At 63.0% G+C, this 23,864-nt stretch carries 26 protein-coding genes; 12 read left to right on the top strand and 14 right to left on the bottom strand.

The genetic code is table 11. The features are described 5' to 3' along the window. The first annotated feature begins 23 nt into the window (after nucleotides 1-23). Nucleotides 24-965, top strand: a complete 942-nt coding sequence (locus tag EHW12_RS20485; protein ID WP_063316844.1) for an alpha/beta hydrolase fold domain-containing protein — start codon at nucleotides 24-26, stop codon at nucleotides 963-965. Between the two features lie 21 nt (nucleotides 966-986). On the opposite strand, the gene EHW12_RS20490 is transcribed toward EHW12_RS20485, so the two are convergent. Next, nucleotides 987-1,871, bottom strand: a complete 885-nt coding sequence (locus tag EHW12_RS20490) for an ABC transporter substrate-binding protein (RefSeq protein ID WP_125051614.1) — start codon at nucleotides 1,869-1,871, stop codon at nucleotides 987-989. Between the two features lie 203 nt (nucleotides 1,872-2,074). Here EHW12_RS20490 and EHW12_RS20495 point away from each other — a divergent pair, with 203 nt between their 5' ends. From EHW12_RS20495 to EHW12_RS20510, 4 genes are read left to right on the top strand one after another with little or no spacing between them, the layout of a single operon-like run. Beyond that, nucleotides 2,075-3,013, top strand: a complete 939-nt coding sequence (locus EHW12_RS20495; protein WP_003945094.1) for an ABC transporter substrate-binding protein — start codon at nucleotides 2,075-2,077, stop codon at nucleotides 3,011-3,013. A gap of 4 nt (nucleotides 3,014-3,017) precedes the next feature. Next, complete coding sequence (locus EHW12_RS20500) at nucleotides 3,018-4,163, top strand: ATP-binding cassette domain-containing protein (protein ID WP_030536933.1); 1,146 nt, start codon at nucleotides 3,018-3,020, stop codon at nucleotides 4,161-4,163. A 4-nt stretch (nucleotides 4,164-4,167) separates the two neighbouring features. Further along, nucleotides 4,168-4,851 carry an ABC transporter permease subunit gene (locus EHW12_RS20505; protein ID WP_007736121.1) on the top strand — a complete coding sequence of 228 codons (684 nt, stop codon included), beginning with the start codon at nucleotides 4,168-4,170 and terminating at the stop codon, nucleotides 4,849-4,851. Then, the gene (locus EHW12_RS20510; RefSeq protein WP_003945081.1) at nucleotides 4,848-5,537 is read left to right on the top strand and encodes an ABC transporter permease; all 690 of its coding nucleotides are present in this window, start codon (nucleotides 4,848-4,850) and stop codon (nucleotides 5,535-5,537) included. The genes EHW12_RS20505 and EHW12_RS20510 overlap by 4 nt, the downstream gene beginning before the upstream one ends. Nucleotides 5,538-5,610: 73 nt before the next feature. Here the strand turns inward: EHW12_RS20510 and EHW12_RS20515 are convergent, their stop codons facing one another. From EHW12_RS20515 to EHW12_RS20530, 4 genes are all read right to left on the bottom strand, one after another. Next, nucleotides 5,611-6,804, bottom strand: coding sequence for an NADP-dependent malic enzyme (locus EHW12_RS20515; protein ID WP_003945072.1), 1,194 nt, complete (start codon nucleotides 6,802-6,804; stop codon nucleotides 5,611-5,613). 378 nt (nucleotides 6,805-7,182) lie between these two features. Continuing rightward, nucleotides 7,183-7,575 (bottom strand): hypothetical protein, encoded by a 393-nt coding sequence (locus EHW12_RS20520; protein ID WP_007736120.1) that lies wholly within the window; start codon nucleotides 7,573-7,575, stop codon nucleotides 7,183-7,185. A 3-nt stretch (nucleotides 7,576-7,578) separates the two neighbouring features. After that, nucleotides 7,579-8,190 carry a MarC family protein gene (locus EHW12_RS20525; RefSeq protein WP_003945093.1) on the bottom strand — a complete coding sequence of 204 codons (612 nt, stop codon included), beginning with the start codon at nucleotides 8,188-8,190 and terminating at the stop codon, nucleotides 7,579-7,581. After that, nucleotides 8,190-9,044, bottom strand: a complete 855-nt coding sequence (locus EHW12_RS20530; protein WP_042923377.1) for a PHP domain-containing protein — start codon at nucleotides 9,042-9,044, stop codon at nucleotides 8,190-8,192. Before EHW12_RS20530 ends, EHW12_RS20525 begins: the two co-directional genes overlap by 1 nt. A 158-nt stretch (nucleotides 9,045-9,202) precedes the next feature. On the opposite strand from EHW12_RS20530, the gene EHW12_RS20535 reads away from it, so the two are divergent. Both EHW12_RS20535 and EHW12_RS20540 read left to right on the top strand, forming a co-directional pair. Further along, nucleotides 9,203-10,273, top strand: coding sequence for a magnesium and cobalt transport protein CorA (locus tag EHW12_RS20535; protein WP_007736118.1), 1,071 nt, complete (start codon nucleotides 9,203-9,205; stop codon nucleotides 10,271-10,273). 134 nt (nucleotides 10,274-10,407) lie between these two features. Continuing rightward, nucleotides 10,408-10,854 (top strand): SRPBCC family protein, encoded by a 447-nt coding sequence (locus tag EHW12_RS20540; RefSeq protein WP_007736117.1) that lies wholly within the window; start codon nucleotides 10,408-10,410, stop codon nucleotides 10,852-10,854. Nucleotides 10,855-10,879: 25 nt separating this feature from the next. Here the strand turns inward: EHW12_RS20540 and EHW12_RS20545 are convergent, their stop codons facing one another. Then, nucleotides 10,880-11,464, bottom strand: a complete 585-nt coding sequence (locus EHW12_RS20545) for a suppressor of fused domain protein (protein ID WP_007736116.1) — start codon at nucleotides 11,462-11,464, stop codon at nucleotides 10,880-10,882. A 71-nt stretch (nucleotides 11,465-11,535) separates the two neighbouring features. Between EHW12_RS20545 and EHW12_RS20550 the strand changes: the two genes are divergently transcribed. Together EHW12_RS20550 and EHW12_RS20555 are read left to right on the top strand one after the other, a co-directional pair. Further along, nucleotides 11,536-12,234, top strand: a complete 699-nt coding sequence (locus EHW12_RS20550) for a metallophosphoesterase (protein WP_042450375.1) — start codon at nucleotides 11,536-11,538, stop codon at nucleotides 12,232-12,234. Then, the gene (locus tag EHW12_RS20555) at nucleotides 12,224-13,087 is read left to right on the top strand and encodes a chromosome partitioning protein ParB (RefSeq protein WP_125051616.1); all 864 of its coding nucleotides are present in this window, start codon (nucleotides 12,224-12,226) and stop codon (nucleotides 13,085-13,087) included. Before EHW12_RS20550 ends, EHW12_RS20555 begins: the two co-directional genes overlap by 11 nt. On the opposite strand, the gene EHW12_RS20560 is transcribed toward EHW12_RS20555, so the two are convergent. Together EHW12_RS20560 and EHW12_RS20565 are read right to left on the bottom strand one after the other, a co-directional pair. After that, nucleotides 13,080-14,186, bottom strand: coding sequence for a winged helix DNA-binding domain-containing protein (locus tag EHW12_RS20560; protein WP_125051618.1), 1,107 nt, complete (start codon nucleotides 14,184-14,186; stop codon nucleotides 13,080-13,082). The genes EHW12_RS20555 and EHW12_RS20560 overlap by 8 nt on opposite strands. 10 nt (nucleotides 14,187-14,196) lie before the next feature. Next, entirely contained in the window at nucleotides 14,197-15,462 is a 1,266-nt protein-coding gene (locus tag EHW12_RS20565; protein WP_125051620.1) for an ATP-binding protein, read from the bottom strand. A 126-nt stretch (nucleotides 15,463-15,588) separates the two neighbouring features. On the opposite strand from EHW12_RS20565, the gene EHW12_RS20570 reads away from it, so the two are divergent. Beyond that, nucleotides 15,589-15,825 (top strand): hypothetical protein, encoded by a 237-nt coding sequence (locus tag EHW12_RS20570; protein ID WP_207624637.1) that lies wholly within the window; start codon nucleotides 15,589-15,591, stop codon nucleotides 15,823-15,825. Between the two features lie 3 nt (nucleotides 15,826-15,828). Here the strand turns inward: EHW12_RS20570 and ugpC are convergent, their stop codons facing one another. The 6 genes from ugpC to EHW12_RS20600 form a co-directional block, all read right to left on the bottom strand. Beyond that, complete coding sequence (ugpC, locus tag EHW12_RS20575; RefSeq protein WP_003945069.1) at nucleotides 15,829-16,998, bottom strand: sn-glycerol-3-phosphate ABC transporter ATP-binding protein UgpC; 1,170 nt, start codon at nucleotides 16,996-16,998, stop codon at nucleotides 15,829-15,831. Nucleotides 16,999-17,002: 4 nt separating this feature from the next. Beyond that, nucleotides 17,003-17,833 (bottom strand): carbohydrate ABC transporter permease, encoded by an 831-nt coding sequence (locus tag EHW12_RS20580; RefSeq protein ID WP_003945075.1) that lies wholly within the window; start codon nucleotides 17,831-17,833, stop codon nucleotides 17,003-17,005. A gap of 1 nt (nucleotide 17,834) precedes the next feature. Beyond that, complete coding sequence (locus EHW12_RS20585) at nucleotides 17,835-18,800, bottom strand: sugar ABC transporter permease (RefSeq protein ID WP_058037429.1); 966 nt, start codon at nucleotides 18,798-18,800, stop codon at nucleotides 17,835-17,837. After that, entirely contained in the window at nucleotides 18,797-20,134 is a 1,338-nt protein-coding gene (locus EHW12_RS20590) for an ABC transporter substrate-binding protein (protein WP_037131899.1), read from the bottom strand. Before EHW12_RS20590 ends, EHW12_RS20585 begins: the two co-directional genes overlap by 4 nt. 251 nt (nucleotides 20,135-20,385) lie before the next feature. Further along, nucleotides 20,386-20,880, bottom strand: a complete 495-nt coding sequence (locus EHW12_RS20595) for a general stress protein (RefSeq protein ID WP_003945065.1) — start codon at nucleotides 20,878-20,880, stop codon at nucleotides 20,386-20,388. Between the two features lie 107 nt (nucleotides 20,881-20,987). Further along, nucleotides 20,988-21,950 (bottom strand): CoA ester lyase, encoded by a 963-nt coding sequence (locus EHW12_RS20600; protein WP_003945087.1) that lies wholly within the window; start codon nucleotides 21,948-21,950, stop codon nucleotides 20,988-20,990. Between the two features lie 72 nt (nucleotides 21,951-22,022). On the opposite strand from EHW12_RS20600, the gene EHW12_RS20605 reads away from it, so the two are divergent. Next, entirely contained in the window at nucleotides 22,023-23,309 is a 1,287-nt protein-coding gene (locus EHW12_RS20605; protein WP_003945077.1) for a CBS domain-containing protein, read from the top strand. After that, nucleotides 23,306-23,848 carry a DUF1003 domain-containing protein gene (locus EHW12_RS20610; RefSeq protein WP_003945067.1) on the top strand — a complete coding sequence of 181 codons (543 nt, stop codon included), beginning with the start codon at nucleotides 23,306-23,308 and terminating at the stop codon, nucleotides 23,846-23,848. The genes EHW12_RS20605 and EHW12_RS20610 overlap by 4 nt, the downstream gene beginning before the upstream one ends. Nucleotides 23,849-23,864: the final 16 nt, after the last annotated feature.

Genomic DNA, 23,864 nt, shown 5'->3' on the forward strand with positions numbered 1-23,864 from the left:
ACAAAGAGTCAGGAGCCCTGCCGGTGAGCACGTTCACCCTTCCGCTGCCCGTGGTCGCATTCTTGTTGAAGCCGTACTTCCGTCTGGCTTTCAACTCGCGGCTGCCGTATCGGATTCAACGTCTGTTGCTCGAGGCCGGGGCACCGCTACAGCAGGTTCCAGCGGGCGCCGTCGTGCGCCCGCTGGAGCTGGCTTGCCGACCGGCAGAGAAGATCACCGTCGGCGCAACCGAGCGCCCCACCGCAGTTCTCTACCTGCATGGCGGGGCGTACACGCTGGGTTCGCTGTCCACACACCGTTCTCTCGCAGCTCATCTCGCCCGTGAGTCGTCCAGTGCGGTCTTCACCTTGGACTACCGTCTCGCGCCGGAGAATCCGTATCCCGCCGCTCTCGACGACGCGGTCTCAGCCTTCATGCAGTTGGTCACCGAGTTCGACTATTCGGAAGACCGCGTTGCCATCGCCGGCGATTCGGCCGGTGGCGGCCTGGCCGCGGCGACCGCTATCCGTCTGATCGAGCGTCACGGCGTGACCCCCGGCGCGCTTGCCCTGATCTCACCGTGGGTCGATCCCGGCGATCGGAGTGCTACCAAAAAGGCCGACCTGGTGGTCAACACAGCGTGGTCCTTCGACGCCGCCGACGCCTACCTTGCCGGAGGCGACCGTACTGATCCCGGCTACGCACCGATGCATGGCAAGCTCGACGGGTTGCCACCCACCAGGATTCACGTCGGTTCCGAGGAAGTCCTCTACCCGCAGATCATGACGTTCACCGACAAGCTCTCCGCTGCCGGCGTCGACGTGTCCCTGGTGGAGTACGCGCGACTGTGGCACGTGGCTCACGCACAGGCGTCACTGGTGAAGGAAGCAGCAGACGCCGTTTCCGACCTCGGCCAGTTCATCGCATCGAAACTGATTCGTGCCAAGGATGATTCGAGTTCAGCAGTGGGCTCGAACAGTCACTGACGGCTGGGACACCCGTCCATGTCACTGACGGGTGTCCCACCAGGTGCGGGCGACTTCCGAGGCTGACGCCTTGCCGGTCCGCACCTGCTCGATCATTGCGGCGAGATCGGTGGTGGACAGTTCACCGGCAACGACGCTGAGCGCCTTGACAGCCGAATCTCCCAGTGCGCCCGCTCGAAAGAGCGGAACGACATTCTGCGCAGCCAGAACGTGATTCGAATCAGCGAGCACTGTGACGGCATCGGATTGTGCCAACGCCGACAGCGTCGTGGTTCCGAATACTTGTGCACCGGGTACGTCTGCCAGCGTTGCCTGATCGACACCGGCGAAGACACACTCGGCGCCCTCGGCCAACTGTTCCACTGCCCCGTCCTCGACGAATCTCGCGGAGACGAGCGGCCTCGCCGCGGCACACGAAGGAGCAAAGGCTTCTATCGTCTTCGCTCCCAACGACTGTGCGTATCCGGTGTCGAGTGCGAGGACCGCACGATCTTCGGCCATCGCATAGTCGGAGACCGAAAGACCCTCCGGCAGAGAGCGACTCAAGGCTTCGAAGACGTCGTCGGCCTTGCGGGCCGGGGATGACGGGTCGTAGTGATCGAGCAGCGCGCCGGTGAACTCGGGCACCAAAGTGACTCGCGCTGCGTCCAGAGCCTCGAGTGATTGGTTTCGGCCACCACCCACCGATTCGACGCGAGCCGACAGGCCGGAGGAGGAGAGCACCGTCGAATACACCTCGGCCAACACCGAACTCTCCACCGATGCGTCAGCAGCCACCACGATCTGGTCACGAGACTCCGCTTCGGCACCCTCTACCACCGAATCACCGTTTGCGCATCCGCTGAGAATCGGCAGGACCATCAGTGCTGCAACAACAGTCGAATACTTCGTGCGTGTGCTCTTCACCGAAATCCTCACATCCAATCCCATGGATCGAAAACCGTGCCATGTCGGTACCTATCGTTACACTTGTCGGGCGATGCGCGGTAACCAGTCCTGACGCAGCCACTCGGTGGCGGCGCCGTCGAAGTCACTCGGGTGGCTTCGCCACAAGGGAATGGTTTCCGACGCCCGAAACACGGGACGCCCGAAAAACCGGAAGGACGCTCATGCGCACCTCACGATTTCGTTCCAACCGTTGGCTCGTAGCCGCGGCAACCGTTGTCTCTCTGACTGCACTGACAGCGTGCGGTAGCAGCGACGGTGACTCCAACAGCGATCCCAACGCGATCGTTGTCGGCTCCGCCAACTTCACCGAATCCGAGACGATCGCCAACATCTACGCCGAAGCACTGCGTGTCAACGGGTTCGATGTGTCCACGTCGTTCAACGTCGGCAGCCGCGAGGCGTACATTCCGGCACTCAAGGACGGGTCCATCAGTGTCATTCCGGATTACACGGGAAACCTCCTGCAGTACTTGGATCCCGACAGCACGGCCACCAGCTCCGCTGACGTCCTCGCTGCTCTTCCCGCAGCTCTCGGGTCGGAATTGGCAATTGCGACGCCTGCATCCGCCGAGGACAAGGACGCCGTCGTTGTCACGAAGGAAACCGCTGACAAGTGGAACCTGAAGACGATCGCCGATCTGGCTCCGCATTCCGCCGAGGTCAAGTTCGGTGCTCCGGCCGAGTTCCAGGAACGTCCAGCCGGATTGCCCGGTTTGAAGTCCAATTACGGCCTCGACATCTCGGCAGCCAACTTCGTTCCGATCGCCGACGGCGGTGGACCGGCAACCGTGAAGGCTCTCTCCTCCGGTGACATCACCGCGGCAAACATCTTCACGACGTCGGCCTCCATCCCGGAGAACAACTTCGTGGTTCTCGAAGACCCGAAGAACAATTTCCCGGCTCAGAACGTGGTGCCGGTGCTGCGCGCGTCGAAGTCTTCCGACAAGTTGAAGACAGTCCTCGATGCGGTGTCCGCCAAGCTCACCACCGAAGAGTTGTTGGCACTCAACGTCCAGGTGTCCGGCGACACCAAGACGGAGCCGGCAGCGGCGGCCAAGGCGTGGGTGACGGCGCAGGGCCTCGACAAGCCGGTCTCGTAGTCACGTGATCACCTTCGAGGGCGTCACCAAGCAGTATCCGGACGGCACCACCGCCGTCGACCGTCTCGATCTCACCATCGAGGCCGAGTCGTTCACGGTGTTCGTGGGGCCGTCCGGGTGCGGCAAGACGACGTCGATGCGCATGATCAACCGGATGATCACACCGACGTCGGGCAAGATCTTCGTCGACGGTCGTGACATCGCCCAGACCGACGCGGTGAAGCTGCGTCTCGGCATCGGGTACGTCATCCAGAACGCCGGCTTGCTTCCGCATCGCACCGTGATCGACAACGTCGCAACAGTTCCGGTACTGCGCGGTGAGTCCCGCCGCGCAGCGCGCAAAGCCGCGTTGGGGGTACTCGAACGAGTCGGTCTGGACATCTCCCTTGCCACCCGCTATCCCGGGCAACTCTCGGGTGGGCAGCAACAACGTGTGGGAGTTGCGCGAGCATTGGCTGCCGATCCGCCGATCCTGTTGATGGACGAGCCCTTCAGCGCCGTCGACCCGGTGGTGCGTGAGGATCTGCAGACCGAAATGCTCCGTCTTCAAAGCGAACTGAAGAAGACGATCGTCTTTGTCACCCACGACATCGACGAGGCAGTCAAACTCGGTGATCACATTGCCGTCTTCGGTCCCGGCGGGCGGCTTCAGCAGGTGGCGGCACCTCGCGACGTGTTGGCCGCTCCGGCAACGGATTTTGTCGCCGGATTCGTCGGACGCGATCGCGGCTATCGGGGATTGTCGTTCCGCGCTGCCGACGAGGTTCCGTTGCACCCCATACGCACGGCCGTCGAGAACGAATTGAAGGCTCTACGTCTCGAATTGGGCGAATGGGTTCTCGTGGTCACGGACAACGGAACCCCGCAGGGATGGATCGACGTGACCGGCGTCGAAGGCCTGCGCTCGGGACGAACCCTTGCTCAGTCGACGTCTGCCGGTGGTTCGCTGTTCTCCCCCGGCGGCGATCTCCGCCAAGCACTCGATGCGGCAATCTCGTCGCCTTCCGGTATCGGTGTTGCCGTCGACGGCGAGGGCGCGGTCATCGGCGGGATCCTCGGTTCCGAAGTCGTTGCGAAATTGGCAGATCAGCGTCGACGCGAGGACGAGGAACGCAACCGAGTCGCCTTCACCGAGGGATTCGGGTCGTAGCGGCATGCGCTGGCTCATCGACAATTTCTCGACGGTCGTGGATTACTCGAAGACCCATCTGTATCTGGCACTGCTTCCTTTGCTGATCGGTCTCCTGATTGCCGTTCCGGTCGGAACAGCGATCCGCAACGTCAGATGGCTGCGCCGAATCACGTTGACCCTGGCGAGCATTGCGTTCACGATTCCGTCGCTCGCGCTGTTCGTCACCATCCCCCAGTTGTTCGGACTCAAGACCCTTGATCCTCTCAACGTCGTGATCGCACTCAGCGTGTATGCGACGGCACTGCTCATCCGGGCAGTACCCGAAGCACTCGACTCGGTGCCGGACAACGTCATCGACGCCTCCACCGCCGTCGGTTTCACACCACTACGACGCGCTCTGACGGTCGAGTTGCCATTGGCGCTGCCGGTGATGATCGCGAACATCAGAGTTATTGCCGTTACCAATATTTCGCTGGTGTCAGTCGGATCTCTGATCGGAATCGGCGGGCTTGGAGTCCTGTTCAAACAAGGCTACGACCGCGACTATCCCGACCAGATCGTTGCGGGCATCATCGCGATCGTCGTGCTGGCACTGGCGCTCGATCTGATCCTGTATCTGATCGGCCGATTCCTGACCCCGTGGACCAGAACGTCGACCTCGTCGAAGGTTCCCGCCGTCCTGTCAGCCGAGGGGGAACCCGTATGAGCATCTTCACCGGGGCCTGGGACTTCATCGTCGATCCCGGAAATTGGAGCGGCGACACCGGAATCGGCACCCGCATCCTCCAGCACCTCTGGTACAGCGTTCTGGCCGTGGCACTTTCGGCTGTGATCGCGGTGCCCATCGGATTACTCATCGGCCATCTGCGTCGCGGTGAGATCGTGGTCGTCAGTCTGGTCAACGCACTGCGATCACTGCCTACTCTCGGCCTGCTGACCTTCCTCGTTCTTCTCATGGGTCTGGGAGTGATGCCGCCGATTCTCGCCCTCGTCATTCTTGGTATTCCCCCACTACTCGCCGGCACGTACGCCGGAATCGCCAGCGTCGACCGCGGCGTCGTCGAGGCCGCACGGGCGATGGGTATGACCGAACTCCAAGTGCTCTTCCGCGTCGAGATACCCAATGCGCTGCCATTGATTCTCGGCGGACTGCGTAATGCGACACTGCAGGTGATTGCCACGGCAACGGTCGCCGCCTACGTCAACCTCGGCGGCCTCGGCCGGTACATCTTCGACGGTCTCGCGCTCTACAAGTACGACCGAGTGGTCGTCGGCGCAATCCTGGTCGCGGTTGTGGCTCTCGTCGTGGACGGCTTACTGGCGCTGGTGGTCTGGGCATCGGTTCCCGGGACCGGCAGGCTACGCCGAACACCCGACCTCACTCGTCTGTAGCTCTCGGTACACACGAAAAAGCCCCGATCGGAACCTTGTGTGCGGGTTCCGATCGGGGCTTTCGTAGTCCCTCTTAGCTGGTCACGCCCTCAGCATGCGCTGCGGCCGCGACGGCTTCCGCTACTGCGGGTGCCACGCGAGGGTCGAGTGGGCTGGGGACGATTTTGTCCGCCGCCAACTCGTCGCCGACCACCGACAGGATTGCCTCGGCGGCAGCGAGCTTCATACCTTCGGTGATGCGACGGGCGCCGGCGTCGAGCGCGCCCTTGAAGACACCGGGGAAGGCAAGAACGTTGTTGATCTGGTTCGGGAAATCACTACGGCCCGTCGCCACGATCGCCGCGTACTTCGACGCGGTTTCGGGGTGAATCTCCGGGTCCGGGTTGGAGAGTGCGAACACGATCGACTCGGGAGCCATCGAAGCGATGAGCTCCTCGGGGATCTTGCCCGCCGAGACACCGAGGAACACATCGGCACCTTCGAGAGCCTCGATGGCACCACCATGCAGGTCACGGGGATTGGTGCGGGCCGCGAGTTCTGCCTTCACGTCGTTGAGGTCGCTGCGCTCACCCGAGATGATGCCCTTCGAGTCCAGCACGATGACGTCGCTGATTCCGGCGGCGAGCAGGATGTTCGCGCAGGCAACACCCGCAGCGCCGGCGCCGGAGATGACGACCTTGAGTGTGGTGATGTCGCGGCTCTGGACCTTCACGGCGCCCTTGAGTGCCGCGAGGACCACGATGGCGGTTCCGTGCTGATCGTCGTGCATGACGGGGCAGTCGAGAGCTTCGATGACGCGCTTCTCGATCTCGAAGCAACGCGGCGCCGAGATGTCCTCGAGGTTGACCGCGCCGAAGCTCGGACGCAGTCGGATGAGTGTCTCGACGATCTCGTCGGGGTCCTTGGTGTCGAGAACCAGCGGAATGGAGTTCAGTCCGGCAAAGTTCTTGAACAGTGCCGACTTGCCCTCCATGACGGGCAGCGACGCGCGGGGGCCGATGTCGCCGAGTCCGAGAACCGCGGTGCCGTCGCTGACCACGACGACGAGTCGGTTGGTCCACGTGTATCGATCGGCGAGGGTTTCGTCTGCAGCGATGGCGCGGCTCACCTGAGCAACACCCGGCGTGTAGGCGATCGAGAGGGCCCGCTGCGTATCGAGCGGTGCTGTGGTCTCGACCGAGAGCTTGCCACCGACGTGAGCGGCAAAGATTTCTTCGTCGGTCAACTCGACCTTGGGTACGTTGATGGCTTCAGTCACGAGGGACACGATGACACTCCTGATTAGTCCAGCCTCAAGCGGGGCTGGGTTACTGGGAAGTAATCCTTCAGACCGCTGCGAAACTACGTTCACAACGGTCAGAGATCATTTCTTCCGCGAACGACTACTGAGAAGAAGAGCATTCGGCGTGCGCGAGAAAGTGGGCCGCAATACATCCGAAGCGTCATGGTGTGGGGCGGGTGAGCCCTGGCGTATCCATGCAATCTAGGTTTCGGGAGAAATTCTGACGAAACCTGCACTTCGGGGCCGGGCTGTGGCGCCGCCTCGAAGTAACTCCAGTTTGCCACCAGAGTCGGATCACAATCAAATCCTCCAAGCGGTCGGATTCCTCACCACACTCGAAACCGAACCGTCATCCCCACCCAGTCATCCCCACCACTGCGTCACCAACAACAGCCCCGCCACCACGAGCACGACCACCGATCCGGCAACCGCCGCGATACCCCGCCTGCGGTCGCACCAGATCTGCGCGGCCAGAGCAACCACCGAGGCCGCAATGTGCGCGGTGATCGACGTTGTTCCCGGACCCGGGAATCCGCGGTTGCCGCCCAGATATGCCGAACCGATGATCACGAGTGTCAAGACCACGATTCCGGCCGCCACGGTGCCACTCAGGGCGCGTAGAGCGCGGACCAGCAGCCATTGTCGTTTGTCGGCGGGATAGTCGTAATCGTCTTCATACTGATAGTCCTGATATTCCTGGTACTGGTAGTCGTCCTCGTACCTGTCGTTCCGGTCGTACCTGTCGTCGTATGTCATCTCTTACGCTCCCGCGACGAATCCGCGGACTGATTCCGCAATGAGTTGAACCGCGATGGCGGCGAGCAGAAGACCGGCGATGCGTGCCAGCAGACTGATGCCGCCCTCGCCCAGTATCCGGATCAGTGCGGTCGAGAAGCGCAGGACCACGAACAGCACGAGGTGGATGGACAGAATCGCCAACGCGATCGCCAGATACGACGCCGCTTCACCGTCGGCCTGGGCGACAAAGACGATGACGGCTGCTATCGCACCGGGACCGGCCATCATCGGCGTTCCCAGAGGAACGAGTGCGACGTTGACGTCGTCGGCTCCCTGCGGACGGTTGGAGGCCTTGCCGGTCAGCAGTTCGAGTGCGATGAGAAGCAGGAGTAGTCCGCCGGCGCCCTGCAACGCCGGAATGCCGATGTGGAGGTAGTTGAGGATCGCCTGACCCCCGATGGCAAAGACCGAGATGACCGCCAGGGAGACGGCGGGGGCCTGCCATGCCGCTCGATTGCGATCTTCACGGCTTTTACGTCCGACGAGTGACAAGAACACCGGGATGACTCCGGGCGGGTCCATGATCACGAACAGCGTGATGAACACGGTGAGGTAGAGCGTGGTGTCGAGCATCAGCGCCCCAGTACCTCCACGCCGGTGGCGGCCGAGACGAGTTTGTCGAACTCGGCTTCGTCCGTGAGCTCGTCGCCGAGTCCGATCGTCTTGTTCTCGCCGTGGTAGTCAGAGGATCCGGTGACTGCCAAACCGAGGTCGACAGCCAGGCGGCGCAGGACGTCACGATCGTCGCTGCGATGGTCCGGGTGATCGACTTCGAGACCCCCGAGACCCAGATCGGCCAGATCGCGGATGTGGTCGAGCGCAAGCAATCCGCCGCGCGAACGGGCCCGTCCATGCGCCAGGACGGTCACTCCCCCGGCGGCTGCCACCAGTTCGACGGCGTACTCGAGCGGAGTGTCGTACTTGGGAACGTCGTATCGTCCTCGACTGGACAACAGGTCGGAGAAAGCCTCACTGATGCTCGACACCACTCCCGCTCGCATCAGGGCCGCTGCGACGTGCGGGCGTCCGACGGACGGACCGGCGTCGGCGAGGATCTGATCGGGATCGACGGGCAGACCGTCACGCGCCATCATGGTCGTCATCACCCGGATACGTTCGACGCGTTCGGCGCGCAGTCGCTCACGTTCTTTTGCGAATTCGGGGTGCGTCGGATCGAACAGGTACGCAAGCAGATGTACAGCGACCGGCCAGCCACGCTCACCCCGACCTTCACACGACATCTCCATTCCACGAACCAGGCTGACGCCGGCCGGCAAGGCCTGCGCCGCCTCGGCCCAGCCCGAAGTCGTGTCGTGATCGGTGATGGCGACGACGTCGAGTCCGGCGTCGGCTGCGGCGCGCATGAGGGCAGCCGGGGTGTCGGTGCCGTCCGATGCGTTGGAGTGGGTGTGAAGGTCTATTCGCACTGTTCCAGTGTGTCAGCAATCGGCAACTTCATCGCGCTCCGGTGGGCGAGCCGGAAGCTGACGTACGATTACGCCGCAGCGGCAGCGCAATTCGATCAGGTGTCGCTGTAGTGCCGTTCCCCTGCATTACAGACCGAGAAGGAGCGAGCGTGCCAACCATGCCGTCACTGCCGAATTGGTCGAACGGCAAATCGACGCAAGCCGATGCGCCCAAGATCCCCGTTCCGGCAGCCCGCGCGATCGTCGACTGCGCGGTCTACGTGGACGGCGTGCGGTTGCCGGGCAAGTACACGCACCGCGCTGCGTTGGCCGAGGTTCGTAGTCGCGACAACGCGTTCGTCTGGGTGGGCATGCACGCTCCCGACGAAGGTCAGATGCAAGATGTCGCAGCAACTTTCGGACTCCACGAGCTGATGGTCGAGGATGCCGTCCATGCACACGAGCGCCCGAAACTCGAACGCTACGACGACGTCATGTTCCTGGTGCTGCGCACGGTCGTCTACGTGCCGCACGAGTCCGTCGCGACGGCGAGCGAGATCGTCGAAACCGGCGAGATCATGGTGTTCGTCGGCCCCGACTTCGTGGTGACCGTCCGGCACGGGGATCACTCCGAACTGGCAAGCGTGCGCAAGTCACTCGAGCAGAACCCCGAGCGCCTCACCATGGGCCCGTTCGCGGTGTTGCACGCGATCACCGACCACGTCGTAGACAGCTATCTCTCCGTCATCCAACTCGTCGAACAGGACGTCGACAGCATGGAAGAGTTGGTGTTCAACCCGCGGAACACCGTTGCCGTCGAGCACATCTACCTGCTCAAACGTGAAATCGTCGAACTACGACGCTCGGTCACTCCACTCGGATTGCCACTGCTCCAGCTGACCCAGCCCGCGGGCGGCCTCGTCCCGAAGGAGATCCGGCGATACTTCCGTGACGTACGAGATCACCACACGATCGTGGCCGAACGTATCTCGGAATACGACGAGGTGTTGAGTTCGCTGGTCGACGCCGCACTCGCGAAGATCGCGGTGCAGCAAAACACCGACATGCGCAAGATCTCCGCGTGGGTCGCTATCGCCGCCGTGCCGACCGGCGTTGCCGGTATCTACGGGATGAACTTCGAGAACATGCCGGAACTCGGTTACAAGTACGGCTATCAGTCCATCCTGTTCCTCATCGCGTCGGTGTGTGTCGGCTTGTTCTTTCTCTTCCGTCGCAACAACTGGCTGTGAACCTCGCACGCTGACTCCCTGTACTTGCCACCGTCGCAGGCGGACAATGGATACGGGTACGCATTTTCATTCCGTTCCCGAAATCCATTTTGCGACAAGCAAATTCAGATCCAAGGAGAAGTGGAGGAGCAACCATGCCTACAGTCGAGCAATCCGTGGAGATCGCGTTGCCACCCAAGGACGTCTGGGAGTACATCGCCGTCGCCGAGAACTGGCCCAACTGGGAGAATTCGATGGTCGAGTGCAAACAGATCACCGACGGCCCGATGGGCGTGGGAAGCCGCTGGCACGGTGTCTCGCGAATCCTGGGCAAGCGTCTCGAGTGGACATCCGAATTCACCGAGTACGACCCACCGAGATCGTCGAAATCGACGTCCGTCGAAAGTCCGGTCAGCTTCTCGCAGACCACGACCTGCGAAGAAGTCGGTGACGGCACTCGGGTCACCTACCGACTCGACAGCGAAAGCGGCCTGGGAGGAGTATTCGGCAAGATGGCCGACCCGATCGTCACGAAAGCATTTTCACGGACGGTTCGGGTAAGTCTCGAGAACTTGGCGGACATCCTCGTGCACGCCGAATGATCTGACGGACAAAGCGCCAGCGCAGCTAGAGCGAGGCAGCGGAACGGTGCGGATCGCGGATGTCGATCCCCGCCTCGGTCCACGCTTCCCTCAGTGCCTCCGCGCCGCGCAGACGCACCCAGGCGGCTTCGGTACCGGTCAGGGGGACCACACCAAGGAAGCGCACCGGGTCGAACGGCTCCGGCAGCGTCAGGTCTTCGATCCCGCTGTCACCGAGAAGCACCGCCGTGAACGCAGTGTCCTTCCACAGCGGCTCGCCCAGGTCCAACAGTGCGTCCTCGAGCAGCACGACGCCTTCGACGGACGGCGCCGCGGCCAGCACCGCGAGCGTCCTGGCCACACCTGACGCCACACCGGTGCCACCGCGCAGCGTGAGTACCAACTCGGCGCGGGGTCCGCGTGTGGGGTCTGCGACCAGTTCGTTGGGGTCGCCCATCGGATGACGCGAGCACCCCAGTGTGACGTAGCGGACCAGGCCGTCGGGTGATTCGAAACGCAGCACGTCCAGCGGTTCGACACCAAGGAACGTCACTGAGGCCGCGGTGGGGTCCGGCCCCTCGATGCTGCTGACGAGATGGGCCCGGACGGAAGATACGACGCTGTCTGACACTCGTCCATCTAAACACCGTGCCCGCGAGGTTCGCAGCGCAGATACCTCGCGGTGGCGGTAGCGTCGTCGAAATGGTCTCCGTTCTCGCTGTCAGCGACGAGACCGTCGAATTCCTGTGGAGCAGTCAAGTTCGTTCACTCGGAGTCGACGTGATCCTGGGCGCGGGCGATCTGCCGTTTGCGTATCTGGAGTACCTGTCTGACCAACTGAATGCGCCTTGCGTGTTCGTTCCCGGAAACCACGACGCCGATCTGTCCGGATATTCGAACAAGAGATCGGGTTGGACGCGGGCCGGGATGCCTGCGCAGTGGCCGGGGCCTACCGGCGCAGTCAACGCCGACGGACGCATCGTGACCGTCGCCGGTCTGCGGATCGCGGGCCTCGGTGGTTCCATCCGATACAACACGGGTCCCAATCAATGGTCCGAGCGCCAGCAGAGCCGACGCGCTCGCTCGCTCGCCTGGCGAAACGCCTGGCAATCGCGGCTTCCCGGCGGCCGGGCGGGCGTGGATGTGCTGCTCACCCACAGTCCCGCTCGCGGTGTCGGCGACGCCGAGGATCGGCCACATCGAGGGTTCGAATGCTTCACGCCTTTGATTCACAACCTCGATCCGACGGTGATGGTCCACGGGCACATCCACCCGCACGGGCGAACCCCTCTCGATCTGGAGGTAGGCCGGACTATCGTGCTCAATACCGTCGGCTTCACGCTGATGGAGATTTCCCCAGGTACTCCGCCGACGATCGTGAGGCGCCGACATGGCTCGTGACACCGGATTTCCCACAGCCGACGCGGAAAACGACTTCGCTCGTCAGCGTCGACGTGCCGACGTGGCACGTCTGGTCAGTTGGCTACGACGCGAACCCGACGACGTCAACGCGATCCTGCCGTTCGACGAGGTTGTCGCAGCTCTGGGCAAGGTCGGCGAGAAGTCTCTGGGGCTGCAGGTCGTCACCATCGAATCGATCGTCGGAAGTGTCGACCGCACAGGTGATTTCGACAGGTACTTCCGTCCGACGTCCACTCACTCGCGCGCTCGTTGGGAGCGACTTGCGGTGGCGCAACGACGCGGCGAATCGGTACCACCTGTTCAGTTGTATCGCGTCGGCTCCATGCATTTCGTGATCGACGGGCACCACCGAGTGTCCATTGCGTGTGCGATGCACCAGCAGACAATCGACGCGTACGTCACCGAGATCATCACGCGTATCTCGCCGGAAGGCATCACTCAGCGCGCTGATCTGCTCATCAAGGATCATCGTCGACTCTTCCTCACCCGCGTTCCGCTGCAGGGTTCACAACGCGAAGCCGTCCAGGTCACCGACCCGTGGGAGTACGCCGAACTCAGTGAGTGTGTGGAGGCGTGGGGTTTTCGGCTCATGCAGGAGAAGGGTGAGTTCCTCGGCCGAGACACCGTCGCCCGCCGCTGGTTCGGCGAGGAGTTTCTGCCCGTCGTGCGAATGCTGCGGGGTGCTGACATGTTGCCCGAGCACACCGACGCCGAGGCCTACTTGTGGATCGCCCGGGAGCGGTACCGACTGGTGCGGCGTCACATGTGGAACGACGAGATCGTGGCCGAACTGCGCGATCGAGCACCCCGAAAGCACAAGCCCGCTACGTAGATGCAGTGAAGCGCACCTCTCGGTTCGGGATCTTCGGGTGCATGAATTTCAGCAACGCACGCGCTTCCTTCTCGATGGATGCGAGCGCGGTCTTCGGTTGCTGCGCAAACAGAGTCGCGCCCAATTCGACTGTCTCCTTGTCCGGCGTCACCGTCGCGAATCCCACCACCTTTCCGCGCACCAGGATGGCGGGCTTGATGATGCCGTTGACGGTGAAGACGCGAGTTCGGTACTGCTCGTCCATGATTCGCGAGCGGTCGGCGTGCGAGAGCAGGATGTTGTCGAACGGAGCAAGGATTCTGACCGGCGGTGTTCCGGAGGTCGGTCGTGGCGCGTCCGGCAGGTCGAACACCTCGGCCCCTTTCGCGTTGACAAAGGTGATCAAGCCGGGACGTAGCCTCTCGAAGACTTCGGCGAGTCTCGTGAGCCCTGACCACGCTTGCGCATCTTTCACACTGGCGGGCCCGAAGGCCGCCAGATAACGAAGCACCATCGCATCCGGATCCGGCGATGAACTCACTTCCGTGCCAAGCCAATTCTCCAAGGTCGTCAGTGCCGGTACTCCGGATCGTCCCCACAGGCCTCGCGGTGGGACCTGCACCATCGGCAGAAGTCCTCGAACTCCGTGCGCCAGTCCCTCGGCCGCGTGACCGGGAAAGCGCTCTGCCAGTATCGGTCTCATCTGCATCTGAGTGAGCGGCCCGTCCGCTACCAATTCGCGCCCCGCCCGCGCCAGCGCGTCGAGATCCAACCCGGTGAGCGCAGCACGCTGAGTGCTGTTGGTGTGGAGATCGCGTTCCATGATCGTCTGAACCGTGGCCCGGAATGGGCCCGCATCCGCAGCCGAGAGGGCAAAGACCGTGCCCCGCATGGCAACCAGCCGCACCACCTGGCGCTTCTCGACAAGGGTGGAGAAGTCTTCTGCCGCAAAGTTCTTCAGCCGCGCCCACAGCGCCAGGTAGGGCGGGTTCGGCGCCTGGGCCTGCAGACCTGCCAGGTGCTCGATCGCATCCAACGCACTGACCTCGGCCCTCCGCAGCAGGAACTGCCGCGCCAGAGTCGCCAGGTTGAGCTCGCGATCGGTGATCAGTGCAGCCATCGACAACTCCTCAACGATCGTGGTCAGTGGCGGTGACGATCTCGAACGGTATCTCGACTCGCGCGAGGGTTCCGGACTCTTCACCCGGTCCGACCGAGAACGAGCCACCCGCGGCAACCACACGCAGTTCGTGCGAGAGCAGTCCGATGTGCCCGGCAGCCCGTCGTTCGGCAATCCGATCGGCGCTGATCCCCCGGCCGTCGTCCGAGACCACCAGCACCGCACGGTGGTCCAGCCGTGCGAGCTCGATCCGAACATTGTGCGCGCCGGCATGTTTGACGACATTGCCAAGGAGCTCTCGGGCGGCGCCGAACAGGACGTCGTCCGCGGACGTGCGCAGATCGTCGTTCCAGCCCGAAGTGTCGACGTCGACCACCACTCCGCCGCGTCCCTGCGCCGATCGCGCGAGGTCCCCGATTGCGCGGGCAAGACCCACGTGAACAAGGACAGTGGGATGCAACTCCGAGACGGAGGATCTCAACAGCGTTGTCGCTTCACCGAGCGCTTTCCCAGCTCGCGCCAGGGCGACAGGCTCCGCGCTGTCTGCCAATTCGTCGAGATCCATCCGCGCCGCGAGGACGTACTGCAGCGCCCCGTCGTGTAATTGCTCCGACAGTTCCGTGCGCTCACGCTGCTCGAGCCCCATGAGCTCGGCAAGAAGGCTCGTGCGATGCCCGACGAGGTGCCCGATGGTCAGCACGCGTGATCTTTGAATCCGAGTCAGTCCGATTGCGCCCGCGCCTACTCCGGCCAAGGCCATGGTGCTCAGCAGGATCGACGGCCACGGCTCGGAGTTCGAAGTCATCGTTGCCCAACTGGAAACGAAGAACACCCCGATCGTGCAGGCAACGACGCCGACACACACGTCCGTCCGCAGTTGCGTACACGCAAGAACCGGAATGACGAAGAGCCCGTTGCTCAAGATGTCGGCGGTCCAACTCTGCTCGGCCGCGAGACCGGTCAGCAATGTCAGAGTTGCGAGCACGGCAAGGTCGACGAACAAGCCGAGCCAGATCATCGTCACCGGGCCGGTGCCGCCTTTGCGGATCCACAGAGCGACGGCTGCCGACCAGAGGGCATAGGTGCCCAGAATCGCGAAACACCATCCCGCGTCGTTCATCGGCGGGACGAAAATCAGTGTCAGGGCGATGAACAGCACCAGAGCGCCGCGCACCGTCAGTTGGAGGTACGCACCGCGGTAGGCGTGTTCGCGCAGGATCCGTTCGAGGTCCGGGCCGCCGGGCAGGTGCTCGGTTCGTACCGAGGATTCGTTCATCTGTCCTCCTGTGCCGCCCATCCCAGTTCCCTGTGAATGAGCTTCGCACACGAGATTTCACAATCAACCCGCAATACCGTGAATGGCACAGCATTCACCGAACCTCGAAACCACGCAGGAGTGCTCATGATCTCGACCCGAGCAAGCAAGCGCCGCATCGCCACTCGATTTGCCGTCGCCGGCGCCCTGGCAGCGGCGCCGATCGCCGTGGTGGCCGGGACAGCGCAAGCAACCCCGGCCTCCACCCATCACGAACAATTCGGCCGCCTGGTCCCCCTACCCGAACCAGCCGATGCAGCGCCCGGCCCCGAACAGGTACCGCTCCCCTGGGGCGCGACGTATTCGGTCACCTTGCCCGGGTAAAGGTCACAGCAGCAGATTGGCTCCCGTACCGCCGTCGAACACCGCGATCTTGGCGGGATCGAACCAGAGATCGACAGACCTGCCCTGGGCCACCGTGGACTCGGACGAGAGCCTGGCAACCAGTTGACCTCCACCAGCGACGGCCGTTCCCGAATCGGCAGCGAGTTCCTCGAGTTCACGAGAGTTGACGGCGGGGCCACCAGCGAGGAAATACGCGTACTTGTCCGAACCCATCGATTCCAGCACGTCGACGTCGACGGTGAACGTCCCGCCGTGCGGCTTCTGCGCTGCATCGACCAGCGCCACGTCCTCGAAATGCTCCGGTCTGATACCGACCACCACGTCCTTGCCCGAACCGCTGCCCGAGATCTTCGACTGCGCCGCCGCGGGCAGGCGAACATCGCCGATCGGCGTGCTCACACCGTCCGCCGTCAACTGTCCGGGGAAGAAGTTCATGGACGGGGACCCGATGAATCCCGCCACGAACAGATTGTTCGGACGATCGTAGAGTTCCTGCGGCGCACCGATCTGTTGCACGATTCCGCCGCGCAGCACGACTACCCGATCGCCGAGCGTCATCGCCTCGGTCTGGTCGTGGGTCACGTAAATCGTTGTCGTACCGAGTCGCTGCTGCAGACGGGCGATCTCCGTCCTCATCTGCACGCGCAGTTTGGCGTCCAGGTTGGAAAGCGGCTCGTCCATGAGAAACGCCTTCGGGCTGCGCACGATTGCGCGTCCCATCGCGACACGCTGACGCTGACCGCCCGACAGGTTCGCCGGTTTGCGATCGAGATGCTGGGTGAGGTCGAGGACCCGCGCAGCGTCGTCGACCTTGGCGTTGATCTCGTCCTTGGACATCTTCGCCAATGTCAGTGGGAAAGCGATGTTCTGACGCACCGTCATGTGCGGATACAGCGCATACGACTGGAAGACCATCGCGATGTCGCGGTCCTTGGGGGCGCGTTCGTTGACGCGTTCACCCGCGATCCGCAACTCACCGGTCGAAATGTCTTCCAGCCCGGCAATCATGTTGAGAGTCGTGGATTTTCCACAACCGGACGGGCCCACGAGAATGATGAATTCTCCGTCGGCGATGGTGATGTCGACATCACTGACCGCCTTGGCTCCGTCCGGGTACAGCTTGGTCACCTTGTCCAGCACGATCTCGGCCACAGGCTTATCCCTTCACTGCGCCGGAAGTAAGCCCGGCCACGATACGACGTTGGAAGAACAGAACAAAGATGATGATCGGAATGGTGATGACCATGGCGGCCGCGGCGATCGACCCGGTGGGCTCCTCGAATTGTGAAGCGCCGGTGAAGTTTGCGATGGCCGCAGGGGCGGTGATGGAGCGTTCGGTCGACGTCAGCGAAATCGCGAACAACAGATCGTTCCAGCAGAAGATGAACACCAGAATGCCCGCCGTGACGATGCCGGGCGCGGCCAGTGGAGCCACCACCTTCCGGAACGCCTGCCCCGGCGTCGCGCCGTCCATCTGCGCCGCCTTCTCGAGTTCCCAAGGAATCTCTTTGAAGAATGCCGAGAGCGTGTAGATCGCCAACGGCAACGCAAAGGTGATGTACGGCAGGATGAGTCCGGCCCAGGTGTCGAAGAGTCCGAGCCGTCGTTCGATGTCGAACAGCGGGCTCACCAATGAAATCTGCGGGAACATCGCGATCAGCAGGGCAACAGCCACCAGCAGCTTCTTGCCCGGAAAATCCAGGCGCGCAATCGCGTAAGCAGCCATGGTTCCGATCACCACGGCGATGACCGTCGAGATGAGTCCGATGCCGATGGAGTTGATCAGAGCACTGGTGAAGGCGCTGGTGTCGAAGATTCCTCGGTAGTTGTCCAGGGTCCACTTCTCCGGAATGAACTTGCCGTCCTTGATCGTTCCGGCCGGTTTGAATGACAGGCTCGCAATCCACAGGACGGGAACCAGCGCGTACAGCAAGACCAGAAGGTTGACGACGGACCAGCTGATCTTGAGTCTGGGAGTCACGGTCATGTCAGCGTCCTTCCGTATCGGATCCGGGAGCCGAAGCACCGAAAAGTTTGATGAAGATGAACGCGATCACGGCCACACACACGAAGATCAACACGCTGATCGCGGATCCGATGCCCAAGTTGAATGCCTTGAACAGATTGTCGTAACCCAGAATCGACACCGACCCGGTGTCGTTCGCTCCCTTCGTGAGCACGTAGATGTTGTCGAAGATGCGGAATGCGTCGAGTGTGCGGAACAGCAGAGCGACGAGGATGGCGGGCTTCATCAGCGGAAGGATGATGCGTACCAACCGGGTCCACGCGCCGGCGCCGTCCACCTGAGCCGCCTTGAGAAGGTCATCGGGCACGAGCGCCAAGCCGGCGAGCAGGAGCAGCGCCATGAACGGCGTCGTCTTCCAGACCTCGGCAAGGACGATGATCGCGAGCGACGGGATCTGGTCGGTGAGCGGCGCACTGCCGTCGGGCAGGAGATTGGCGAGGTAGCCGGTCCCCGGCGTCCACGCGTAGTACCAGCTGTATGCCGCCGCGACGGTGACGATGCCGTACGGGATGAGCACAACGGTGCGGACGAGCCCCTTACCCACGATCGTTCGGTGCATCACCAGTGCGATGGTCAGTCCGAGAACGAACTCGATGACGACCGAGACAACCGTGATCGACGTCGTCACCGCGAACGCTTGCCACCAGTAACCGTCGGTCAGCACCGACACGTAGTTGTCGAACCACACGAACTTTCGTTGATCCGGGAAGCGCAGGTCGTAGCGCTGCAAACTCAGCCAGACGGCGTAGACCACCGGATATGCGGTCACCGCGATCATGAGAATCGCGGCCGGGGCCACCAGCCAGAGACCGAGGCGACGCTCGGCCGCCTTTCCGTCGGATATCTTCGTTTTCGCGGAGTGCTTCGGCTCCGGCGACGCCGTCGCGACTGTTGGTGCAGCTCCCGAATTTTCGCTGTCGATCGTCACGGAATCAGCCCCTCGGAATTGACTGCCTTGCGTACCTGCTCGGCAAGATCGTTCACGGTCGATTCCGGATCGATGTTTCCCACAGGGTTCAGCGTGGCAGTGATGAGCGTCGAAATACTCTGATAGGCAGGAGAAACCGGCCGAACCGAAGCGGTGTCCAGGCTGTCGCGAACCTCACGCCACGCCGGGTACGCCTCCTGGAACGCCGGGTCGTCGTACAGGCTCTCGAGAGTCGGCGGAACGCCACCGGCTACCGCGTTGTTGCGCTGATTCTCCTCGTTACGCAGACAGGTGAGCGCCTCGAAAGCGAGGTCCGGATGCTGACTGGTCTTGGCCACCGCTACGTTGAAGCCGCCGATCGTGACCTCGGCCGGCTTACCCTCGATCACCGAGGGATACGGAGCGGCAAGGAAATTCCGTTCTCCGTTCACCGTGAGCACCGTGTTTCCGGTGTTCTCACTGGTGACGTTGCCCTTGTCGTCGATGTACGGCAGATCGCCCTTCTCGGCATTCTCCATGATGCCGGGCAGCACGAACGGCCAGTTGACCTGGAAGGCAGATTTGCCGCTCTCCATACCCAGTCGCGACGACGCTTCATCCCCCTGCGAGATCGAGGGATCCGCACCCTTGGCGGTAGCGACGCGCTTCATGACGGTCAGCGCCTGCTGGGCAGCATCACCGTCGGCCACCGTCACGGTTGTTCCGTCCGGCCCCACCACCGATCCGCCGGCACTGGCGAGAAGGGTGTTGAACCAGACCATCAATCCTTCGTACTGCTTGCCCTGCACACCGATCCAGCTGGGGCGCCCCTCCGCGGCCAGGCCTTCGGAGATGTCGATCATCTGATCCCAGGTTTGGGGTGGTTGCCCGTCCGGCATCAAATCCTTTCGATACCAGAGCAATTGGGTGTTGGTGTTCAATGGCGCCGCATAGAGCTGGTCCTGCCACTTCGCCGACTCCAGCGGACCCTCGAGCGTCCCGTTGCTGACCTCGGCCGCCACGTCGTCAGGAAGCGGCAATGCCCATCCCGCTTCGGCGAATTCGGCAGTCCACACCACGTCGAGCGTCATCAGATCGAGTGACTTGTCATTGCCGGTCAGACGCCGGGCCAACTGAAGTCGCTGGTCGTCGGCACCCTTGGGCAGAGTTTTCTGCTCGACCCGGTACGCGCCGTTCGACGCCGCCGAACAATTGGCGGCGGCCTCCGCATACTGCTCGGCGCCGTCGGCGGCGGTGTAGAAGGACAGCACCACGCCGTCGTCATTGTCCGATCCGCACGCACTGAGCAAGGGCGCCAACAACAATGTTGCCGCGCCGAGCAGCCCCGCCCGCAATTTCTTCTTCTGTCCCGCCCGCGATCTCTCGTTCTGCCCCGCCCGCGATCTCTTGTTCTGCACAGCCGTCCTCCTCGGGCGGCGAGACGGCGCAGTCGTTACGGCTGGCCGACGCACCACACATCGGCACTTTTGCCGGAGAAGGGACCTATTTCCTTGTCCGGCAAACGGTCACGGGAAGCGAGTACTACCTCGCCCGCGTGTACATAAAGTAACCGAGATCACACAAGTTGGCAGCCCGAGCGAGAATGTCAGATGGCGAGCTTGGCGAGCAGGTCGCGCGCCGACTCCGCCGTCTTGGGCTCACACAGTACGTCGTAACGTCCGGCGACCAACTGCATCGTCGAGGCGAAGTCCCGCTGCCCACGCGTCGCGGCGTACGGAATCGTCGTGGAGATGACACCGAAGATGATGCCGCCCACGATGCCCGCGATCAGCGGAGCGAGGAAACCACCGGTGACGATTCCGAGCACCAGGCCGAAGAAGACACCGAGCCAAGCACCGGAGACGATGCCGCCACCGATCACCTTGGCCCACGTCAACCGACCGAGAACTCGCTCGACCTGCATCAGGTTCACGCCGACGATCGTGACGTCCTGAACCGGGAATTCCTGATCGGAGAGGTAATCGACTGCGCGCTGCGCCTCGGCGTAGGTGGGGTACGACCCGATGGGCCATCCCGAAGGCGGTGTCGGCAACGCTCCACGGCGCGACCCATTCGACGATTGACCGAGCGGATTGGACATGGCTGGCTGCGCTCCTCTTTTCGGGCACGTCATCCACGCGGATGACGCAAGTACATCTACCCCCTATTGTGCCCTTTACAGACCTGATTCGTTCGGCTATGCGAGCGTCAGGCGTGTTCGGGCGGCGTGAATTCCGAGGTGCGCGTCATCCCCGCGGCGCGGCCCTTGGCCGAAATCACCAGTGCCATCTTGCGACTCGCCTCGTCGATCATCTCGTCGCCGAGCATGACGGCGCCCCGCCCTCCCCCGGCAGCCGAGGTGTGGAACGCGTACGCGTCCAAGATGAGTTCCGCACGGTCGTAGTCGGATTGGCGCGGACTGAACACCTCGTTGGCCGCCTCGATCTGCGTGGGGTGCAGAACCCACTTGCCGTCGAAACCGAGCGCTGCCGTTCGCGCAGCCGACCGAGTGAAAGCCTCGACGTCGCGGATCTGCAGGTACGGCCCGTCGATGGCCTGGACGCCGTGCGCCCGCGCGGCCATCAAGATGGTCATCAGGATGTGATGATACGCGTCACCGCGGTCGTAGCCGTCCGGTTGCTCACCGACGACCAGAGTTCTCATGTTCAAGCTCGCCATGAAGTCGGCCGGGCCGAACACGAGCGCCTCGACGCGGGGACTCGCGGTGGCGATCGCGTCGATGTTGGTCAAGCCGATCGCGTTCTCGATCTGCGGTTCGATCCCGATCCTGCCGACCTCGAGACCGTTGGCCTTCTCGACCTGCGTCAACAACAAATCGAGCGCCTGGACGTGACTCGCATCGGGAACCTTGGGCAGCAAAATGGCGTCCAGATGCGCTCCGGCGCGGCCCACCACCTCCACGACGTCGGCATACGTCCATTCGGTGGTCCAGTCGTTGACCCGGACGACCTTGACCTGTTTGCCCCACCCGTCCTCGGCCAACGCGTCGCCGATCGACTCCCTGGCCGCCTGCTTCGCCAGCGGCGCCACCGCATCTTCGAGGTCGAGAAAGATCTCGTCGGCGGGCAATCCCTTCGCCTTGTCGATCATCTTCCGACTGCTGCCGGGAACTGCCAATACCGATCGACGGGAACGGTTGCGTGAAGTCATTGCGGACTGCCCTTCTCGATTTTCGGTGGCGCCGTTGCAGATTTTGGCGCTGGACGAATTAGCCTTGCAATCATGGCAGCAGCAGGCAAGGTATTTGCAGCCAGGCTTGCCGGCCTGGTTGTACTCGGCCCGGACGGCGAATCGATCGGTCGTGTGCGCGACGTCGTCATCACGGTCCGCATCGGACGCCAGCAACCGCGGGTTCTCGGTCTGGTGATCGAAATGTTCACGCGCAAACGCATTTTCGTTCCGATGTTGCGTGTGACAGCCATCGAACCGAGTGCAGTCACCCTCACCACCGGTAACGTCAGTCTGCGGCGCTTCAACCAGCGCCCGGGCGAAGTACTCGCTCTGGCGCAGGTACTCGATTCGCATGTGCGCGTGGACGACCCGGAACTCGAGGAGCTTCACGGCGTCGACACGATAGTCGTCGATCTCGGAATCGAATCGACGCGGACGCGAGACTGGGTGGTCTCCAAGGTCGCGGTTCGCGGCCATCGCGGACGCCTCGGTCGACGCGCGGCTATTCACATCGTCGACTGGCAGCACGTCGCCGGCCTCACCCAGAGCGATCTCTCACTCCCCGGCCAGGGCGTAGCTCACCTGCTTCTCCAGTACGAAGGCATGCGACCCGCCGATGTGGCCAACGCCATGCGCGAACTGCCGGAGAAGCGCCGCCACGAACTGGCCGTGGCGCTCGACGACGAACGCCTCGCCGACGTCGTGCAGGAGCTGCCGGCGGACGACCAGACCGATCTGCTGATGCACCTGGAAGTCGAACGCGCCGCCGATCTACTCGAAGCGATGGATCCCGACGACGCCGCCGACCTGTTGGGCGAGCTGCCCGAAACCGAGGCCGAGTCACTGCTTCAGTTGATGGACCCGCAGGATTCCGAACCTGTTCGACGCCTGCTCGAGCATTCCCCGGACACTGCCGGTGGTCTGATGACGCCCGAACCGGTGGTACTGACGGCCTCGACGACGGTCGCGGAGGCCCTTGCCCGCGCCCGCAACTACGACGTGACCCCGGCGCTGTCGAGCATGGTCTTCGTCGTACGTCCGCCGACGGCGACTCCGACCGGGCGGTATCTCGGCTGCGTCCACTTGCAGAAGCTTCTCCGCGAGCCTCCCGCCAGCCTGGTAGGCGGACTACTCGACACCGACATGCCCCGGTTGGCCCCGGACGACTCGTTGGCGTCGGTCACCCGATATTTCGCGACGTACAACTTGGTATGCGGGCCGGTCGTGGACGACGAGAACCACCTGATCGGGGCCGTGACGGTCGACGACGTGCTCGATCACCTCCTGCCGGAAGACTGGCGTGAGGATTACTCCGACGACGAGGAACTACTCCGATGAGCGAACGGGCGTCGAGCACGACTGCACGGCAACGACTGGAAACGCCTCGCGGAAGCCGCCGGTTCAATCTCGATTTCGACGTCGAAGCTGTCGGGCGCGTCAGTGAACGCATCGCCCGCTTCCTCGGCACCGGGCGTTATCTCGCAATCCAGACGATCATCGTGATCGTCTGGATCCTGATCAACGTGTTCGCGGTGGCCCTGCAGTGGGACCCGTACCCGTTCATCCTGCTCAACCTGGCCTTCTCCACCCAGGCCGCCTACGCGGCGCCGCTGATCCTGCTGGCCCAGAACCGTCAGGAGAACCGCGACCGGGTCTCGCTCGAGGAGGACCGCTCACGCGCCGAGCAAACCAAGGCGGATACCGAATTCCTCGCCCGAGAACTCGCAGCTCTGCGTATCGCCGTCGGCGAGGTTGCCACCCGCGACTACCTGCGACGGGAGCTCGAGGAGATCAAGTCGATCCTTGCTGCCGACGGCGAACCGACCCCGAAGAAGAAGCACCGTGACTCGAATACTGCGAAACAAAGTCACAACTAGCTGAGCGTTCGCTGAG

Origin of the sequence: Rhodococcus sp. NJ-530 (genome assembly GCF_003860625.1) — a bacterium.
GTDB lineage: Bacteria > Actinomycetota > Actinomycetes > Mycobacteriales > Mycobacteriaceae > Rhodococcus_F > Rhodococcus_F qingshengii.

Excerpts from the sequence above, each read along its gene's own strand:
- EHW12_RS20580 (WP_003945075.1), bottom strand. The coding sequence starts at position 17,833 with ATGACCGTGACTCCCAGACTCAAGATCAGCTGGTCCGTCGTCAACCTT.
- EHW12_RS20495 (WP_003945094.1), top strand. The coding sequence starts at position 2,075 with ATGCGCACCTCACGATTTCGTTCCAACCGTTGGCTCGTAGCCGCGGCA.
- EHW12_RS20505 (WP_007736121.1), top strand. The coding sequence starts at position 4,168 with ATGCGCTGGCTCATCGACAATTTCTCGACGGTCGTGGATTACTCGAAG.
- EHW12_RS20540 (WP_007736117.1), top strand. The coding sequence starts at position 10,408 with ATGCCTACAGTCGAGCAATCCGTGGAGATCGCGTTGCCACCCAAGGAC.
- EHW12_RS20565 (WP_125051620.1), bottom strand. The coding sequence starts at position 15,462 with ATGAACGAATCCTCGGTACGAACCGAGCACCTGCCCGGCGGCCCGGAC.
- EHW12_RS20555 (WP_125051616.1), top strand. The coding sequence starts at position 12,224 with ATGGCTCGTGACACCGGATTTCCCACAGCCGACGCGGAAAACGACTTC.
- EHW12_RS20525 (WP_003945093.1), bottom strand. The coding sequence starts at position 8,190 with ATGCTCGACACCACGCTCTACCTCACCGTGTTCATCACGCTGTTCGTG.
- EHW12_RS20610 (WP_003945067.1), top strand. The coding sequence starts at position 23,306 with ATGAGCGAACGGGCGTCGAGCACGACTGCACGGCAACGACTGGAAACG.
- EHW12_RS20570 (WP_207624637.1), top strand. The coding sequence starts at position 15,589 with ATGATCTCGACCCGAGCAAGCAAGCGCCGCATCGCCACTCGATTTGCC.
- EHW12_RS20560 (WP_125051618.1), bottom strand. The coding sequence starts at position 14,186 with ATGGCTGCACTGATCACCGATCGCGAGCTCAACCTGGCGACTCTGGCG.
- EHW12_RS20600 (WP_003945087.1), bottom strand. The coding sequence starts at position 21,950 with ATGACTTCACGCAACCGTTCCCGTCGATCGGTATTGGCAGTTCCCGGC.
- EHW12_RS20550 (WP_042450375.1), top strand. The coding sequence starts at position 11,536 with ATGGTCTCCGTTCTCGCTGTCAGCGACGAGACCGTCGAATTCCTGTGG.
- EHW12_RS20510 (WP_003945081.1), top strand. The coding sequence starts at position 4,848 with ATGAGCATCTTCACCGGGGCCTGGGACTTCATCGTCGATCCCGGAAAT.
- EHW12_RS20520 (WP_007736120.1), bottom strand. The coding sequence starts at position 7,575 with ATGACATACGACGACAGGTACGACCGGAACGACAGGTACGAGGACGAC.
- EHW12_RS20605 (WP_003945077.1), top strand. The coding sequence starts at position 22,023 with ATGGCAGCAGCAGGCAAGGTATTTGCAGCCAGGCTTGCCGGCCTGGTT.
- EHW12_RS20535 (WP_007736118.1), top strand. The coding sequence starts at position 9,203 with ATGCCGTCACTGCCGAATTGGTCGAACGGCAAATCGACGCAAGCCGAT.
- EHW12_RS20595 (WP_003945065.1), bottom strand. The coding sequence starts at position 20,880 with ATGTCCAATCCGCTCGGTCAATCGTCGAATGGGTCGCGCCGTGGAGCG.